The 17,111-nt window shown below is 63.9% G+C and carries 16 protein-coding genes; 9 read left to right on the forward strand and 7 right to left on the reverse strand.

Translation table 11 applies throughout. The features are described 5' to 3' along the window. The first annotated feature begins 1,328 nt into the window (after nucleotides 1-1,328). From ACUYMY_RS18310 to ACUYMY_RS18320, 3 genes are all read left to right on the forward strand, one after another. Nucleotides 1,329-1,652 (forward strand): hypothetical protein, encoded by a 324-nt coding sequence (locus ACUYMY_RS18310; protein ID WP_481705124.1) that lies wholly within the window; start codon nucleotides 1,329-1,331, stop codon nucleotides 1,650-1,652. Between the two features lie 214 nt (nucleotides 1,653-1,866). Then, nucleotides 1,867-2,346, forward strand: a complete 480-nt coding sequence (locus tag ACUYMY_RS18315) for a helix-turn-helix domain-containing protein (RefSeq protein WP_481705125.1) — start codon at nucleotides 1,867-1,869, stop codon at nucleotides 2,344-2,346. Nucleotides 2,347-2,363: 17 nt separating this feature from the next. Beyond that, nucleotides 2,364-3,386, forward strand: a complete 1,023-nt coding sequence (locus tag ACUYMY_RS18320; RefSeq protein WP_481705126.1) for a zeta toxin family protein — start codon at nucleotides 2,364-2,366, stop codon at nucleotides 3,384-3,386. 186 nt (nucleotides 3,387-3,572) lie between these two features. Here ACUYMY_RS18320 and ACUYMY_RS18325 read toward each other — a convergent pair whose 3' ends face one another. After that, nucleotides 3,573-4,679 (reverse strand): SRA domain-containing endonuclease, encoded by a 1,107-nt coding sequence (locus ACUYMY_RS18325; RefSeq protein WP_481705127.1) that lies wholly within the window; start codon nucleotides 4,677-4,679, stop codon nucleotides 3,573-3,575. A gap of 640 nt (nucleotides 4,680-5,319) precedes the next feature. Here ACUYMY_RS18325 and ACUYMY_RS18330 point away from each other — a divergent pair. Next, nucleotides 5,320-7,044 (forward strand): hypothetical protein, encoded by a 1,725-nt coding sequence (locus tag ACUYMY_RS18330; protein ID WP_481705128.1) that lies wholly within the window; start codon nucleotides 5,320-5,322, stop codon nucleotides 7,042-7,044. Between the two features lie 116 nt (nucleotides 7,045-7,160). Here the strand turns inward: ACUYMY_RS18330 and ACUYMY_RS18335 are convergent, their stop codons facing one another. The 3 genes from ACUYMY_RS18335 to ACUYMY_RS18345 form a co-directional block, all read right to left on the reverse strand. Beyond that, nucleotides 7,161-8,072, reverse strand: a complete 912-nt coding sequence (locus tag ACUYMY_RS18335; RefSeq protein WP_481705129.1) for an HNH endonuclease — start codon at nucleotides 8,070-8,072, stop codon at nucleotides 7,161-7,163. 20 nt (nucleotides 8,073-8,092) lie between these two features. Further along, nucleotides 8,093-8,866, reverse strand: a complete 774-nt coding sequence (locus ACUYMY_RS18340) for a DUF5677 domain-containing protein (RefSeq protein WP_481705130.1) — start codon at nucleotides 8,864-8,866, stop codon at nucleotides 8,093-8,095. Nucleotides 8,867-9,317: 451 nt separating this feature from the next. Then, nucleotides 9,318-9,638, reverse strand: a complete 321-nt coding sequence (locus tag ACUYMY_RS18345; protein WP_481705131.1) for a hypothetical protein — start codon at nucleotides 9,636-9,638, stop codon at nucleotides 9,318-9,320. Between the two features lie 293 nt (nucleotides 9,639-9,931). Here ACUYMY_RS18345 and mobC point away from each other — a divergent pair, with 293 nt between their 5' ends. Genes mobC through ACUYMY_RS18360 form a run of 3 tightly spaced genes read left to right on the forward strand, consistent with a single transcriptional unit; the run spans nucleotide 9,932 to nucleotide 12,599 of the window. Beyond that, the gene (mobC, locus tag ACUYMY_RS18350) at nucleotides 9,932-10,237 is read left to right on the forward strand and encodes a plasmid mobilization relaxosome protein MobC (RefSeq protein WP_481705132.1); all 306 of its coding nucleotides are present in this window, start codon (nucleotides 9,932-9,934) and stop codon (nucleotides 10,235-10,237) included. Next, nucleotides 10,237-11,793 carry a relaxase/mobilization nuclease domain-containing protein gene (locus ACUYMY_RS18355; RefSeq protein ID WP_481705133.1) on the forward strand — a complete coding sequence of 519 codons (1,557 nt, stop codon included), beginning with the start codon at nucleotides 10,237-10,239 and terminating at the stop codon, nucleotides 11,791-11,793. Before mobC ends, ACUYMY_RS18355 begins: the two co-directional genes overlap by 1 nt. 17 nt (nucleotides 11,794-11,810) lie before the next feature. After that, nucleotides 11,811-12,599: a hypothetical protein gene (locus ACUYMY_RS18360; protein ID WP_481705134.1), complete on the forward strand. Its 789-nt coding sequence runs from the start codon at nucleotides 11,811-11,813 to the stop codon at nucleotides 12,597-12,599. 6 nt (nucleotides 12,600-12,605) lie between these two features. On the opposite strand, the gene ACUYMY_RS18365 is transcribed toward ACUYMY_RS18360, so the two are convergent. Continuing rightward, on the reverse strand, nucleotides 12,606-12,962 hold the full coding sequence (locus ACUYMY_RS18365) for a hypothetical protein (RefSeq protein WP_481705135.1): 357 nt from the start codon (nucleotides 12,960-12,962) through the stop codon (nucleotides 12,606-12,608). Continuing rightward, nucleotides 12,959-13,297, reverse strand: coding sequence for a hypothetical protein (locus ACUYMY_RS18370; protein ID WP_481705136.1), 339 nt, complete (start codon nucleotides 13,295-13,297; stop codon nucleotides 12,959-12,961). The genes ACUYMY_RS18365 and ACUYMY_RS18370 overlap by 4 nt, the downstream gene beginning before the upstream one ends. 450 nt (nucleotides 13,298-13,747) lie before the next feature. Between ACUYMY_RS18370 and ACUYMY_RS18375 the strand changes: the two genes are divergently transcribed. Both ACUYMY_RS18375 and ACUYMY_RS18380 read left to right on the forward strand, forming a co-directional pair. Continuing rightward, the gene (locus tag ACUYMY_RS18375; protein ID WP_481705137.1) at nucleotides 13,748-13,972 is read left to right on the forward strand and encodes a ribbon-helix-helix protein, CopG family; all 225 of its coding nucleotides are present in this window, start codon (nucleotides 13,748-13,750) and stop codon (nucleotides 13,970-13,972) included. Between the two features lie 156 nt (nucleotides 13,973-14,128). Beyond that, nucleotides 14,129-14,848, forward strand: a complete 720-nt coding sequence (locus ACUYMY_RS18380; protein ID WP_481705138.1) for a hypothetical protein — start codon at nucleotides 14,129-14,131, stop codon at nucleotides 14,846-14,848. Nucleotides 14,849-14,955: 107 nt separating this feature from the next. On the opposite strand, the gene brxL is transcribed toward ACUYMY_RS18380, so the two are convergent. Continuing rightward, nucleotides 14,956-17,103 (reverse strand): BREX system Lon protease-like protein BrxL, encoded by a 2,148-nt coding sequence (gene brxL / locus ACUYMY_RS18385; RefSeq protein WP_481705139.1) that lies wholly within the window; start codon nucleotides 17,101-17,103, stop codon nucleotides 14,956-14,958. Nucleotides 17,104-17,111 lie beyond the last annotated feature (8 nt).

Genomic DNA, 17,111 nt, shown 5'->3' on the forward strand with positions numbered 1-17,111 from the left:
TTTCGAGGCCCATGTCGATCAGGCGGTCGATAAGCCTACTCATTTCGTCCTCTGAGGCAGCCGCACTGTAAAATGCGGTGTGTTCAATCGTGGTTCCCTGATCAAAGCCCTCGTGATGGTCGCACATTATTTCCTCCTTAAATAGAAAAAGGCCCCGGAATGGGCCTGTGCTAAAACTTGACGGCGGGACGTGGTCTACGAGCCGCGCCGCCGCTGCAACTGGTCGACTGTGAGTCTCCAGTCGGTGAGGATGCTCGGGTTGGGGCTCCTCCAGATACGTCCTTCGAGGGTCTTTCCGTGGAACTCTGCTTCGTACGCTCGAGCGAGAAGATAGAGGATACGAGTTGCCAGCCCCGGACCGAGGACTGTGCCGTAGTCGTCCACTGGGGTGTCCGCGAACGGGAACCCCAGCCTCTTCGGTAGGTGGAGCCGCAGGGGCCAAGACTGCCCTGGAGCCTTGCTGATCTCTTCTCTGCGCACGGACACTCGGGCCAGAGAGAAATCATCAAACGGTTCGCCGTCGACCGATGGCGCGACGCGGAACTCGATCGCTCCTGTGGACGCCAAACGTCGAGGATCGCTGGCGAGCCAGTAACGGCCGTCGTCGTAGGTGATCAGCGGGGGGCAGGTGCACTTCGGGCATGGTTCTTCCTTAAACACGAAAGGCGACAGCGGAAGCTGTCGCCTTGTCATAGAGAGGGGGCTGCGCGGCGGGCGCTGAGGGGGCGCATCCGAGCATACGAGAAGAGACGCCGTATCGGTTCGGCGCCTCTAATAACTATTATGCACACGCCCAGCTCACTTGTCTTGTGAGCTGATGCCTCACTATGGGTTCTTCCCCGGGATCACGGGGAAAAGCGGGGATCCCTTCATCTACATAATGTTTCCGCTTTGCGCCCTCTGGGGACTGGCTGGAGACCATGCTTCATGGGAGGCTGTGCCCCATGGGGGAATCCCTCAGCCATGAAGAAGCCGCCTCCGCGCTGGGGGTCTCCACTCGGCGACTCCGGGGGATGCTTGTACGCGGCGATCTGTTGAGGGCGGGGACAGATGCCCAGGCGTGGGGTCGCGGGATCGATAGGGGCTCCCTCGAGCGTTTTCGTCGCTTTCGGCGCGCACCGGGACGACCCTGGAGCGAGGAAACGGCCTGGGCGGCCCACGACATGCTTGATGGGCGTCCTGTTGACCTCTCACCCCAGGCTCGATGGCGTCTCCGCGAGACGTTGAAGACCATCGACACAGCCACATTCATCTGGCGTATGCGGTCTCGTGCCATCGTCCTGGACTGCAATGCCCCACGAAGGTCATTGGAGAAGATCCGGAGGTCGATGAACCTCACCGGAGCATCATGCCTCCGGCTAATGCACTACGAACTAGGCTGGCCCCGGTACAAGACACTCCCTTTCGCTGAGGGGTACATAGATCCAGGCGACCTTGAATCGCTGGTGAGCAAATACAAACTACATTCCGACCCGATGGGCAATGTGATATTGAGAGTGAGCGGACTTGGGTCGCCGAAGGAATACCCTGCCACCATTCTGACTGTTGCGCTTGACCTCGTGGAATGTGAAGACCTGGGGATCTCCAAGCGTGCAGTCAGAGAAATCGAACGCATCTTGAGCAGTTTCAAGCATGACGTGCTTCGAGTGTGAAGGGCCGTTTGCGAGCCCGGGGAGGGCGCCTTCGTGCTCCGAATGGACGAGAGCGGCCGGAGGAGCGGGGCGGGGTGGTTTCTGCAGGGCCGCTGGTTCCCTCATGTTCCGAGCGGCCTTGGTCGGACGAGATCGGGCTCGCGAACCTTGGGGCAGCCATTGCTGCGTCTCTCCGCCCCGCCTGATAACATTGGTTATAGCGGAGGAGGTTGATATGACGAGCATCAGTGTCGAGGTAGCAATCGCCAAAGCCCGACGTGCACGTGCGAGGCGCGAACTGGGCGGTCTGGACTACATCAGGAGCGTCCGGGCGGCCGTGGAGGTCTCTGACCAGCGGCTTGTGGCCCGCGAGCTTGGCGTGAGCCAGCCGGCGATCAGCAAGCTGCTGTCGCAGGCGGAGGCCAGGGGAGTGAAGCCGGTCCCGGAAGGCTTCAGCGGCGCGAGCCCGTATGAGATTGCGGAGCGCTATGCGGCGGGGGACATCGACCGTGAGGCCATGATCCGCGAGCTGTGTGCGTGGCCGTATGCGGAGAACGAGGGTGCGGCCGCGGCGGCCGCCGAATGGGACTCCACGCCGTACCTGGATACGCCGGGATCGTTTGCCGAGGTCGGCAGGGCCTTCGATGAGGGACTCATCGACGGGGATGCCTATGACCGGATCCTGGATGCCGCTGAGGAGCCCGGCGAGGCCTGATGGCTACGCTGTAGGGCGTGACTACCGAGGATCAGGTTGCGGCCCACCGCGCCACATTGGAGCGCCTGGGCGCACCCGGCGGACCGCTGACCGCGCAGAGCACGAATGCCACCGTGCAGAACCCGGAGTGGTTCAACGTCCGGCGGGGCGAGCCGAGGCAGGAGCGCCGTCGGCTGCACAACGAGATCCTGGCCCGGTTCATCGAGTCCCGTCCGGAGGTCCGCCGTGACCGGCGGGCGATTGTCCTGGCCGGCCCGCCGGGGGCGGGGAAGTCCACCGCGCAGGCCGCGTTGATCCAGTCGACCCGGACTCTGCCTGAGCACTGGCTGCCGATCAATGCCGACGACTTCAAGGACGAGCTGCTGCAGCAGGCGTTGCGGGATGGAAGCTATGTCAGCCATCTGGTGCCGAATGAGGTGCGCGACCTCGAGGCGGCGGGGGAGAGGTTCTACCCGCGAGAGCTGGCCGCCCTGGTACACACGGAGTCGTCCATCCTCGCGAAGAAGGCCCGCAACGAGGCGCTGGAGTCGGGGATGAACGTCATCATCGACGGCACGCTGGGCCATGAGAAGCAGGCCAGGATGCTGATGGACCGGCTCCAGGAAGCGGGCTACGACGTCTTGCTCGCGGATGTGGAGTCGACCCAGCAGGTCAGCGTGGCGCGCACCATGGGCCGCTGGGAGCGCGGCTATCTGGAGGCCGAGAACGGTGCAGCGACCGGCGTCGACGCCGAGCTGGGCGGGCGCTGGGTTCCGCAGTCCTTCCCTGCCTCGCTCTACAGCTCACCCGACGCCCCCGAATCGCTCTGCGCGCGCAATGCGGCAGCCGTTGCAGCGGACTACGGATGCGTCAGCGAGTACCGGGTCTACCGTGTGGCCGACAAGGAGGCCGGCCCCAAGTCGGAGGCCGTGAAGGGGCGGGCGAAGCCGGGCGGGCCCCTCGTCGACATTGAGACCCTGGCAGCGATTCGTGCTGCCTCCATCGCGCGGCAGGGGAACCATGCGGGCCGGGCCCAGGCGGGCAGGGATTTCGGAAGGTAGTGGGGTGGAACCCTTCGTCCTCCTGACGGTCGGAGGGACGAGACGCCCTGCCGTGGGGGGCGTTCGGCTTGAACGCTCACTTGCCGTTCTACTGGCAGCTCAGGGGCCAGCCCTGGAGTCCTTCGCGGCTGGGGCCGGAAGCCGCGTTGGGCAGTGGGATGAGCGTCATCACTCGGCTTGCTGGGTTCAGTTCCGTTCCCAGCCCTTGCCCGGTGCAGGAGGACGGCGAGAGGGTCTGGTGGTTTGCCCGAGGGGGCGCCCCTGGGCGGGCTTGCCGCTGTGCGGGGTTGGGAAGCTGGCTGATGCCAGTTGTGCGGCCTCCAGCTCGTGACGGTGGTCTGATGCCAGAGTTGGGGCGCTGGCCGGGCGGCGGATGAAGTCGTTTCTGTCCTGGTAGACGAGGTCGAGGCCGGCGCTGTGAATGAGGTCTGTGAGGTCCTCGCCGGGATCGGTGGGGAGCAGAACGGTGCAGCGCGAGGGCGGTGGGCTGATGTGACGCCGGTAGTCGAGGAGCTGGCCGATGGCCAGGCGAACGTCGTTCCGGGAGGCGCTGCCTTTGGCTTCGTACAGCTCCCTGGCGCTGCTGTCCCAGGTGTCGGTGTAGAGGAGGGTGGCTTGGCCGGCGAGGGTGATCCTCAATCGCTGGGGCGTCCCTCCTTGTTGGCGAAGATGCCGGTGGAAGGCGTCCTCGAGGGTGCGTTCCCGACGGGCTGCCACGGATTCGTCCTGGGCGGGCCTTGTGAATTCGGCGGTGTTGGAAGCCTCTGCGCTGATCACCTCTGCCCCGTTTGTTCTGGCCAGCTCGGGCGTGCGGCTTTCCGTGTGGGTCTGAGGCGCGGGGGAGGCCTTGAGACGGTTCAGGCGGAAGACGATGGCCGAGCGGATCTCGCCGTTGGCTCCGGGAGTGTCCTCGCGACGCCAGGGGGCTTTGGGGTCAAGGGTGAACTGTCCCAGGTACCTGTGGGTGCGCTCTCGGCTGCCGCGGGTGTAGCCCTCGGCGACGAAGAGGTGGACTTCCCGACTGTCCGAGGTGGATTCGCGCAGCGCCAGGTTCCGGCGGGTGAACTCCTGGTCGCCGAGAGCGCCCTCGCCGGTGTAGAAGAACGTGTCCGTGGACCCGTTTGCCCAGCCGTCCCAGGTGTAGCCATTCTCGGTTCCCGGCACAGGGTCGGAGAAAAGGAAAATATAGCGTCCACCTGCAGGCGTGAGCATTCCGCCTTGGATGCCACCGCCGTACGCAGCGTTGAGCTGCTGCCGGGTGACAATCTCATCGACGTCCAGATTTAAGGGCATGAACCAGACCTTAGTCCGCACAGCCTGGCACTTGGAGGGCGCCGCTCCTGGCGGCTGCTCTTGATGACCTCAAGAACGCTGCCATCGATGCTGTCGCCATCGGCCGCCACAGCGTGTCCTGTGGCTGTTCCCTCTTTACGGAATGGGGAGACACGGCCTGGTGCCCCCAAGTCGACCCGAAGCGGGCATAGGGTCACCGCCGAGGACTACGCGGAGGCCCTCGACGACGCCGTACGCGCGTGGCCGTTCCCCCACGCAGGGCGCTTGGACTCCGGCCAGTAAGCCGCCGCGTTGTGCCGGCTGCAGTAGGGCTAGAGCGGACCGCTGAGGGTGCCGTAGGTTGAGTCTGCTGCAGCTGCTGCTTCGGCTCATCAATGGAAGCTTCTGCAGGAATGGGGGACGAGTGAGCAGGGCTCAAGAGATTATGGGGGCAGTCGGAGCAAAGCTGCTCGGGGCGGGCATACCCAATCTGATCTCGATGGTGGTCGCGGACGCCTGTGCTCGTCCGCCTGGGCAGCGGGACGCCGCTTCTGGCTGTGTGGTGGACCAGCGCGCAGCGCAGGCCTACGCTGACCGGTTGATTTTTTTGGTGCCACGTACCGGGTCCCAAGTCGGACGCCTCACCGATGAGGGGGCGCGTGTGATCCGAGAAGTGATCGAGGAGATGTTCGGTGTAGGACCCGGACGAGCGCTGCTGCAAAGACTCAGCGGATTCGAGACGGCATCTCGGGCACCAATGAGCCCAGAAGACGGCGAGTTCACTATCCTGATCTCCCGTTCCAAGTCAGGGGAGTTCGTTCCGGATTCAGAGCGGGCGGCCGCTGGGATTGTCCCTGGATCGCCACAGGACGTGTTCCTTCGTCACCTCGGTCTCGGCGTGCCGCATGAGCTGGCGCAGATTTTCTGCGAGACGTGCTTCTTCTCCCCGTCTGAACGCAGTGGAACAGCCGCCCAGTGTGTGCTCTCGGAGGGCGATGCCATCGCGGTGATGCAGGACATGGAAATGCGGTTGATGGCGCTTGATAGCCGGACCGGCGCTGAATCGGACATGGCGGTGAAGGTCATCCTCTCGGCGGGCATCGAGTTGTTCGGGATCGAGGTCGGTGCCCAGCTCGTCATCGACCACGTCCCTCGAGCGGGGGAGCTTCTGCTGGCAGCAGAAGGGGAAAGGGCCAGGGAAGAAGCGGCCGTGCCGGAAACGACAGCCGGGCCCGGAGACGATGGCGACGACTTCGATCCTGTGGACTTCCCCCCTCGTTCCGATGAGCCATTGTCGCCATATGGGGCGAGTGAGATTCTGGCGGGGGCGTGGGCGGATGAGCTGGAGGACGACGAGGACTACGACTACGAGTACGACCTCGATTGGGCGCCGGACGAGGAACCCGTTGCCTCCGCCGAGACCATCCACCGTCGGGTCCATCGCTGCCGGGCCATCGGTCTCGAGCGGATTCGGGTCGAGCCGGGCCCCTCACGGCGCCCGCGCATCACGGCGCGGTTCAAATCGGAAGTGGACTCGCGTTGGCTGGCCCTGGCCATAGAGACACCCGCACCGCAGGGCAACCCGTCCTTCAGTGCGTACGGCCTGGGCAATGGCGTGCCGATCGCGGAGGGTGTGGGGGACGTTCTAGACGCACTGGTGGAGACGGGGCACAGCCGGGGCAGGTGGGAGCAGGCGGCGAGGCTGCTGATGGATCTCTACTTGTGCATCTGTGCCAGAACTGAGGCTGCCCTGGATGAGGCGGTGGCCGCGGTGGCGCGGGACTGCCGGGCTATGGCGGACTCCGGAGGCTCCCCCGGACCCAATCTGGAGGAACCTGTCATTCAGGCTCTGGAGGCGTTCCGGGGGGCGGTGGCGGAGCGGGCGTCCTTCACTGAGGGAATCGTCGTCGACGCTTCGTGGCTGGAATACGGCGCTGGACTGTTCATACGGTCATTCGTGGCCTTCGGCGTCACCCGAGGGAAATCTCCCGGTGCATTTTTCATGATCGACAGCGAGGACAACATGCACTTGCTCGGCCTGAACACCAGGGGGGCTTCCTATCGGGACGATATCCAATCCCACTTCACAGACACCGGGGACCGGAAGGACGCCCTCGACGCTGCCGGGCACCTCATTCTGATTCAGCACGCGTTGCACGACTACCTGGATGCAGCCTTCCACCTCGCGGACCGCCGCGACATTGATCGGCGCCTCGGAGTGGTGTCCCATAGGATCGCCGCCGGCCTGCCGGGCAGCATGCACTCCTCTCTGCCAGATGAGGGCCGGGAGGAGTTCATTCAAGCCGAGCTCGAGAAAGCTATGGCAGCTCTCCGGGATGTCCCTGGAGTCGTCGACATGGACGCCAATCCGTACATCCAAAAGTAGGGCTGGGGCCGACAACGGGACCCCTCATCCCGGTGCCCCCGCGCCCTCAGGACCCAGAGCAAGCTCGGCCTCCAGTCGCCAGGTGGGCGGGGGTTCAAGCAGCGTCAGTCTCCTTGTCATGCAAGGCGTTGCCGAAGGTAGTCCGGCTGCGGCATGTCGCGCGGTGGCGTCGCCACATGCCGGCCATCGAAGGGTTTCAGGGCGTCCTTCAAGGCTTTGTCATCGTTAACCTTCCTCCAGTCGATCCGAACTCCGTAATCCGTTCCGATCTGGAGAAATCCTGCGTCGAACGCGCGGTCCACGAAGGTTGATAGGCAGATCCCGTTGCTCGGGTCGAGCCGGATCTCTGGTGCCTTACTCCACGGCACGATGTGCGATGCGACCAAGAACTCGGGCGTCGAGATGCCTGTGATCGCGCAGCGCCAGTTGTAGTTGCTCTTGACTGCCTGGGCGAATGCTCGTTGGGCACTGCCGCGGGTCTTCGCAGAGACGGTGTGGTCGTGCACGGCGTAATCGCCTCGCGCGATCTGAGCGGCGAAGCGTGAGACCTCGCTCGGTTCGAACTCGCCGGCCTCGGCGATCGCGTCATCGCCTGTGGTCATACCTCCGTGCTCGACTGACTCGATATAGGCGAGGAGCCTATCTGGGACGCGCTGTCGGCCTTGCACGCTTCCGCCAGGCAGCCCGTACCCTTCAAGCACCCTGCCCTTCAATAGAGCGCGCTGCTCGTCGCTGAACACCGCAATTCGCTTGAGTCGCATCCAGTTGCGGCCCTGCCTGCGCCCGAGCATCTCCTTCTCGTCCCCCCAATAGGTCCGGCCGTTGATGTCCGGCTCCGGAAGCCCGACCGCCGTCACGGAGCACTTCATGCCGATCGCCAAAACCGGCTTCGTGATGAACAGGTAGACGATGTCGCCGAGGGCGATGTGCGCGTTCTGGGTCTCACTCCAGTTCACTTCCTCGAGTTCTCGGAAGGCATCCTCGCTCCTGAAGGTGGCGTGATTCGAGGCGACGATCCAGACGGTCATGAGGCAGGGTAGCGCGTCCCTCAGGGAGTCTTGGCCAAGTTCGGATTGATGCCCATCCTCCTTTCGGCACGCTCCACTTGCGATTTCAGGCTGCCCCTTGCGTCGATGGCGTTGCAGACCTTCATCGCAGCAATGAGCATGCACACCGCCGTGCCGAGCCATGCCTCGTGCCTCTGCAGCTTGGCGTCGGGCACAAAGGCCAGCCCAGGTTCTTTCGGGATCTCCCCGAGGTAGAAGTCGCCCATTCCCATTCCCGCATGGCTGTACGTGCTTAGCATCCGCCATGTGCAGTAGACATTGAGGCCGCCGACTATCTGCCGGCACCTCTCCTCGAAGCTCGGAAGCTTGGCCGCGTCGAAGTCGTCCAGGACAGCGTCGACCTCGTCGATGTCGGACTGGCCAAACCCCTCAGCCCCAGTCTCGATGATGTTCTCGATCGCAGCTCTCCTCAGACGGAATCCCTCCCTGATGATCGCTCTGGCGTTGGTTGGTTCCAAGTAGAGCCAGATTGCGGTCATCGTGTTCTCGACCATGAGCCGGATCAATGGCACAGCATGGAGGATCCGGTCCTTCTCAGACAGTTCGGTGACGGTGCCCATCAAGTTAGCGACGTGGTTCGCGAAGCTCCAGATGATCGGCCCGCCGCTCTGCACATCGAACTCTGCCTTCATGCGGAAAGGCCTCTCCTGCGCGTTCTGCCAGTGCTGGATCAGCTTGCGCGCAAAGGTACGCAGCTCGGCGAGGTCGTGGAATCGCTCATGAACCGCTGCGGCGTTATAGAACTCTCCAGCCATCCGACTCCCCTCTGTGACGTCCTTCGCCTATGGTCTGTGGGACCCAGTCCGTTAGCTGTCGAGCCCCGAGATTTAAGTGTGACGAAGGCCGGTGCTGAACAGGTCTGGTACACGCCGTCTCGCCCCCGCTATCGCTTGCCGAGGTGGCGCTCTGCGCTTCCGCGAGGTGGTCGCCCAGCTCGGAGGCCAGGGTGGCGGGGCCTCGCCCTCAAGCTGATCCCCACGCAGCTCCAGCCTCGCGATGCCGCAATCTCGCCCAACCAGTGACCTCCTCGGTTCCTTACGCGAATGGAGTCCGTGCACAGCAGCCGGGTTGCGGAGGCGATATCCGAGGCCCCTCGGTGGGCCGGCTGCTGTGTGCGGGCGGTCAGGTTGGTTCCTGTCGTCCACCTGTGTGCAGGAAAAGCCGCGGAGCGGTTGAGCTTTTGCTTGTGCACAGGTGGGCGAGAGGCTACGGGTGCTGCTGCTCGAGGGGCTGCGGCTCGGACGCGGACCCCTGCTCGGGTGTCTGGCGGCGGGCGGCGCGTTTGCGCACGCGCAGCTTCTTCTCGGGCTCGGTCAGGCCTGCGGCGCGTAGTTCTTCTGGGCTCCAGCCAGCGCTCAGGGCGGCGTTCCAGCGACGGATGTCTTCGTCCTCGGCTGCCTTCAGGACCGCCTTGGCGTCGTCGAGTTCCTGTCTGGAGCGCACCAAGGCGCGCACCGAGTCCATGCGCGCGTCGAGGCGCTGGCGGAGGGCGTCTTCGATCTTCTGGGCATCAAGTGCTGTGGGCATGTCCGCAGCCTAACGATGCGTCCCGGGTCGGATGGGGAAGACACGCTGCGCATTCGAAGCGAAGGTGCCTCCGGCGGAGCAAGCTATACGGTTATGTGCCATAACCGGGCGTGTCGCGCCGGACCTGAGGCCTGCCGCTCTGACAGACTGCCGTCTGTAGCCCACGGTTGCGGGGCGCTGCGCTGGGCATGGAAGGGCGGTACGGGATGGCGGAGGAAAGGGGTTCCGTCCGTCGTTTCGGGCGCCGTCGCCGGGCGAACATCGAGGGGCCGACGCAGTACGTTCGGGTGTCGATGTCGGAGCAGGAGCGGGCGCGCCTGTACGTGCTGGAGGAGCGGACCCGGCGAAGCGCATCGGAGATCCTCGTTAGCGCAGCGCTGCACGCGCAGAACGCCGACTCGCTGGCCGAGCGCCGGGCACTGGCGTCCGAGCTGATGGCCATCCGCCGCTACCTCGCTGCGCTGTCGAACAACGTCAACCAGCTCGCGCGGCAGGCGAACGCGACTGACGAGTTCCCGGAGGAAGCCCGCGTCGCCTTGACGCGTGTGCGTGCCATCGCCGAGCGGGTCAACGACACGATGGACAGTCTGGGACGCTGATGATCCCGAACATCACCAAGGGCGAGCGCATGGCTGGGCTGCTTGTCTACCTTGCGGGCCCGGGGCGCGCGAACGAGCACACCGACCCGCACCTTGTGGCAGGGTCGCCGGCGATCATGGCGTGGCACAACGACGACCAGCTGAACCGTGACGCGGCGCTGTCGATCGCGCGAGAGCTGGACCAGGCGAAGAACATCCTGGGCACGGAGGTCAAGGGTGGTCACGTCTGGCACTGCTCTCTGAGCCTGCGCGCCGAAGAGGGCGACCTCACGGACGATAAGTGGGCCGAAATCGCCCATGAGTTCATGGACGACATGGGGTTTACTGAGGTCAGTGGCAAGGCCCCAGTGTCGTGGGTGGCGATCCGCCATGGACACAGCAATGCCGGCAACGACCACATTCATATTGCGGCGTCGATGGTGCGCGAGGACGGCACCAAATGGAGCAGCCACCTGGACTTCAAGCGCGCCCAGGACACGGCCCGAGCGCTGGAGAAGAAGCACGGCCTCGAAGAGCTCTCCCCGGTGTACTCGATGCGGGGACTGCGCCCGGGCGAGCGCGAGGCCGGGCAGCGCCGTGGTGCACCCGAGCCCGAGCGCCGTTCGCTAGCGCGCAAGGTCCGCGCATGCTCCACGGCTGCTCAAGACGAGGCAGAGTTCGTCCGGCGAGTCCGGCGCACCGGGGCGATGATCAGGCCGCGCTACGCGGCGGGCCGTGACGACGTCGTGGTGGGCTATTCGGTGGCCGAGCGGCCGCCGAGAGGTGTGCGTCCGGTGTGGTTCGGTGGCGGACACCTGGCAAAGGACCTGACGCTGCCCAGACTGCGGGGAGCCTGGTCAGATTCTCCGGAGCTGGCCGGCGCTGCCGTGGCCGAGTGGGGCGCGGCCGCACGCGGACGCCGGCCGGTCCATGTCGGGCGGGAAGCCTACGAGCCGGATCCGCAGATGTGGGAGCGGTACAGCGACGAGATCGCCAGACTTCGCGAGAATTTGCGGTCTGTCCCGCTCGACGACCATGCCACCTGGGCACACGTCGCACGCGAGACGGCAGGCGCCTTCGCCGCGTGGTCGACTGCCACAGAACCGACCCCAGGCCCGCTGGCCGCAGCGGCCGACGAGCTGTCCAAGACAGCCCAGCTGCGCCGCTACCCGGTGCAACCGATTAGGAGCGTCGCACCGTCTGCGCGCGGCGCTTCCCTGCTCCTCATGGCGGCAGCTATGGGCGGGAAGGGAACAGTGTCCCAGGCGATCATGCTTCGCCAGCTGCTCAACCTCGGCAAAGCCGTCCACGACATGCACAAGGCGTCCAATGACCTCCGCCGCGCACGCCAGATCAGCGACCTCGTGAAGCACCAGCTGAGCCAGGTCGCCGCAGCCCTGCCAAGCGCCCCGATAGGTTCGCCAGTGGACAGGGAGGCGGCCGAGGCTGCACGGACTAGCGCTGCCGGCCAGGCTCCAGCCCGCCCCGCCGGTTCGGTTCTGCCCCCGAAATACGAGCCCACACGGACGCATACAAGCACCCGGAGCGGGAACAGCCGCCCGGACATCGAGAGATAGCACTCAGGAGGGGGACCATGAGCGAAGCGGATGGTATCGACGAGGCTCTCGAGGGCGTGTCCCGTCTCGGGCTGGCCATTGCTGGGCGGCTCGGCGAGCAGCTCGCCAGAGCACGCGAACAGGCCCTGCGTCGGGCGCAGGCGGCCGAAGAGCAGCAGGCTAGGGAGCTGCAGGCCCGGCTTGACTCCGAGCGCGCAGCTGTTCGGGCACAGCTCGCCTCGGTGATGGACAACCGTTGGTGGGAAACCGCCAGCGCCCGCGATGTTGAACGCATCCACGAGTCGGCCACGGCATGGAAAGACCACGACCCCGCAGCGCGCAGCGCGGCCGAGGTGATCCGCGACCAGGTCCGCCACCGCTATGGCCTGGACGTAGACCATCTGGGAGTCGATGAGGCGTCGCTGGCAGACGCCCTTGCGAAGGCAGAACGGGAACGCGAGCAGGCAAGCCATGAGCACGGCGCAGGCCGCGACGAGACGATGCAAACGGAACAGATGCTGGATGAGGCCGAGAAGGAGGACCGGGACCGCGAGCAAGACTCCGCCGAAGAGAACCAGCGCCCAGGGTCCCTGGGCGAAGAGACGGGCATCAGGTACGACTCAGCGAAGCGCCGACATGGACTCGCCATCAGTCTGGACGGTCTAACTGATCGCGAAGCCGTGCAGGCACGGCTCAGCGCCGATCAGGACCAGGCCAAACCGCCCAACGCTGCCGTGGCCAAGGCCCCAGAGCGCAGCCCGACGGTAGGCAAGGCACGTGGAGCCTCCGCAAAGACGAAGTTCCCGCAGCGCGGCATGGGCCGATAATCGGTGTCAGCGGTCGTCCCTGTCTGAGGATTCATTCCCGTAGTAGAAGCCGATCACAGCTGCGGCCAGTGCATTGGGACCAGCCAAGTTGGTCATGGCCTGACCGAAGTCTTCTGTGGTGAATCCGCCCCATTTCCAGATGAAGGCACATGTCAGGATGAGGTCTAAGAGGAGCACGACTCCCAAGATGCCGGCGGCGAGCCATCTCCGGGTCTGATCGGCGTGCTTCTTACGCTCCTCGGCTGCCGAGTAGCGGAAGACACTCTCACGGGACTCAAAGGAAATGACAGGCTGTGCGCTCGGCTCGATGCCCTGCGACGCCTCATCAAAGGGGTCCTGAGCCTCCGGCCCGGGTGTGCTCATTGTTCGTCGTCCAAGTCCAGGACGGCGTACACACCGTTCAGCCGGCGCCCCTCCGTCGACTCTGTCTCATGCACGGTCGCGTCGTCGTACGTGTAGTTGATCCTTCCCGAAGACTGAGAGACAGACATCATCGACTCGTCGACTCCGAAATCGAGCCACCAGTTCTCTGGTGGCCCTTCTTCGCGCAGAGCGCCAATCATCTCTTGGAACGCCTTCCAGAGCCTGGGTCTTGAAGCCAAGGCGTGGAGCGCAGCGTTGTCTTCTTGGAGATCCAGTTCCGGCACTTGCATCTCGGGGACTGGCTCCTCCGGGTGGGGGTCGCGACTCTCCGTCACGTTCGACCTCCTCATCCCCGGCTCGCGGGGTCAGATCCGGGACGACCCCGAATTGCGTACGCTCCCATGATAGCACATCATGTGTATTACATGTACATCCGGTGCACATCTGATGTTGACAGGATGGGTTTACGCAAGGATACTTGGAGTGTGGATCGAGCAGCCCACCACTGCGGCGTATCCACAACCGGGTAGCAGGGGGAACGCCGCCCACAAGAGCCGGGTAGCAAGGGGGACGCTGCCCACAAGAAAGGACGAACGTGCCATGAACCACACCAGATCAAGGCATTAGCGCTCCGCAACTAGCACGACCCAACCGCCACAACGCCACACCGCCACAGCCCGAGCCTCTGAGCATCACAGGATTCAGTCCCCGCTGGACTTAGTGCGCATTGCGCACTTTCAGTCGTACCCGGTACTGAAATACGGAGGCCTTCAAGGAGCACACACATGTCAACCATGACTGATCAACTAACCAGACTCAGCGTGAACATGAATCCAGAGACGGCCGCAGCTCTCAACGAGCTGGTTCAGCACCAGAACGTCTCGCGGACCGAGATCATTCGGCGAGCAATCGCGCTGATGAAGTTCATCGAAGATGAGCAGCGACAGGGACGGAAGATTCAGACCATGGACAGCAACGATCGGAACAAGCGCGAGCTCGTCTTGGTTTGATTCGAGAAGACGCGAGAAGGGCCCCCTTTGGAAGGGGCCCTTCTCGTCTTCCTGCCTTGGCCGTTCAGGTCGAGGGGGATCTGGCTCAGGGGACCGCGTGACGGCTTACCTGCCGTGACACCGCTCAGATGATGAGTGCTCGGTAGTCTTCCGCTCATGCTGACTGACTCGATTCCAGACCCGTTCCTATGGCTGTCGCACCATGAATGGGGCATCCTCTTGGGCGGGACTTGGGGCGCCCTCATCGCTGCCGTCTTCAGCGCAGCTATCGCCCTTTTCGTCCTGGTGAAGACCCTCCGCGCCCAGCAGGAGCTGTTCGCCAAGGCGCAGGCCGATGCTGACAAGGCACATGGCGAACAGCTTGCCGCACAGGCAAAGGCTGTCGAAGACCAGCTCGCCCATCAGAGTGCCGCTGTGAGTGTCCAGCTCAGTGCCCAGGCGAAAGAAGCATCCAAAGCCAGAGAGCTTGCGGCGCGATCTGAGTTGATCGCGCTAGTGCTCGACCTCGACGACCGCCGAAAGCCGGAGCGGATCGATGAGCTGTGTCTTCGGATCGCGGCCGCCATACATCGGTGGGGCTTTGAACTTGACGGGCCCGATGGTGCGGACTTGCGACACGAACTCGGGTTCTGGGGCGAACATCTTAGGAGCCTCGCCTGGGCCGCAGACCACGAGACGCCCTTCAAGGAGGACTACGAAGTGGATCAGTGGTTCAAGCGCGCGTGTGACCTCATGGTCTCCGCCGCAACTAACTTCAATCGGCGGGCAGATGGTGCAATCTGGGACGCCATAGAGGTGGCACAACGACTTCGGACTCACCGCGTCCCCGCGACTGCCGAGCTGCGCACATTCTGGGCCGACATGACGCCCTCGTAGCCGTGCTGGACGAGCCTTACGCGGACATGGGTTCAACGAGGCCAGCGGGGAGGCCCCGGTGGAATGGGTGGCGATCCGCTGGGCACAGCAAGGCCGGCAACGACCACTCAGGCCAGCGGTGATTCAATGCCCCTGCTTTCGGCTTTCCGGACGTAGGTCACACCGAAGGCTTTGACCTGGCGGTACTGCTGGAGTTTCACCGCGAGGTCGAAGGGGTCATTGGGGACGAACTGGAAGATATCAAGGCCGCGTCCGAGATTGATACGCCAGCCTGCGTCCGTCACTATCGAGCGATCGTGAATGGTGGCATCGAACTTCACATCGAGCGTGATACCGGCGACCGCAGCGGCCTGTTTCACGCGGAGCAGGAACTCCATCTGCTTCTGGAGCTTGTCGGAGCCTTCTGTATTTTCGCTCGTGATGAGCAGAACGTAGAGCTCATCGGCAGGGTCCTTGACGACCGCGAGTGCCTCTAGGAGTTCCATAAGGTTACGGGCCTGATGGAACTGGCGGATGTAGGGGTCGGTGATGGTTATCTCGGTGGCCCCGCGCAGGTAGGGCACCAGGATTTCTGTGAAGGACACCCCGCGCTGGTTCTCCTGGTACTCGCGATGGCCCTCGAAGAGCACAGCTGCAGGGAGCGCTGTTGAGGGGGAGGCCGTCCGGGCGCTTGCGTCATCCCCACCTCCCTGCTCATCGATGCCATCCGGCTGGTCATCGTCCTCGGCTTTGACTTGGCGATTGCGATGGTAGTGGGCAGGGTATTCGTCTTCCTCGAGGGTCGTGACCGAGTGCCAGGAGCCCGCGTTGTCGAGGTAGCCGAAGTTGACTTCGGGCATAGTGCCGTCGATGCGCAGGATCTGGTCCTTCACACGCTTCCGGCCCTCGATGGCGAGCCGGAGGATCTCCTCGATCTCCTCTGATGAGGCGTCGCCATGGGGGTAAAGGATCTTCATGAGTCCAGAGAAGGTCTTGTGGATGCCATCTCGGTCGCGGGTGGAGATGTCGGACCCAAGGGTGAAGTGGGCCTGGTATCGGTCGGAGTAGTCGAGGTTACGCATCGATTTGAGGACTTCTGCGATGTAGTCGACGACGAAGCCATAGCCTTCGGAGAACATCTCCCCGCGGATGGTGTCGACCTCCCACCCGGGAATGTAGTGGTGTAGGCGGTCTAGATAGGCCGAGTCGTGGTAGCTCTCGGGCAGCTCGTCGAAGAGGTCGGAGTGCTTCAGCATGTAGGGCACATTGTGGGACGTGTTGCCGACAAACACCATGGACGCCTCGGCGCCGAGGGTTTCGACGCCGCGGGAGAAGGACTTGTTCGCCATGTAGTTCTTCATGATGTCGACGAGCGCCTTGTCGGTGCGCTTCTTCCTGCCGGCGAACTCGTCGAAGGCGACGACGTCCCAGTAGCCGACCAAGCCGATTCGCCCGTTGGAGTTGTTGACGAAGAGCTTGGGTACGGTGATCTCGCCGCCGGAGATCAGCATCCCGTGCGGGGAGAACTCCGAGAAGATGTGCGACTTGCCGGTGCCCTTGGGGCCAAGCTCGACGAGGTTGTAGTTGCGTTCAACGAACGGGATCAGGCGGACGATCTGGATCAGTTTGTCGCGTCGGCCGAACAGTTCGGGATTGAAGCCGATGGACTGGATGAGCAGGTCGATCCATTCTTCGGTGGTGAAGCCTGCACGCGAGGCGAGGTATCCGTCGTAGTCGAAGTGCGAGAGCTGGATCGGCTTGATGGATCCCAGGATCCAGGGCACGACGCGGGCGTTCTCAGAGTGCATGTACTCGATGTCGCAGATGCACCAGACGCCGCCAACTAGGAGCTTGGGATGGGCCTTGACGATGTTGGGCTCTACGAGCACCTGGCGGATGCCCAGGTTAGCGAATTCGGCCTCATAGACGTCGTCCTTCTCGTTGAGAGTGACGGTGACCTTGTCGATGACCTTGTAGCGGCCGAGTTCCCGGATGGTGGACTTGACGAGCTCGGATTCACTGCGGTGGACGTAATGGTCGGCGAGGATCTTGCGCACGGATTCGATGCCAGCCTGGATTGTGGCCTCATCGTCGGAGGCGGCGTACTGGCCGAGCAGATACTCCAGGACGTAGGAGGGCACGATCGCGTTGCCCTTCACGGCCCTGACGAGATCCTTCCGGACGACGACGCCGGGGAAGAGCAGATTGATCTTGTAGTCAAGGTCGCTCTTGGCCGGAGTGGTGGCGTCGGGCAGATCTTGGTCCATCTGGCTCATGTTCGTTG

It is taken from the genome of Sinomonas sp. T428B (genome assembly GCF_056780155.1).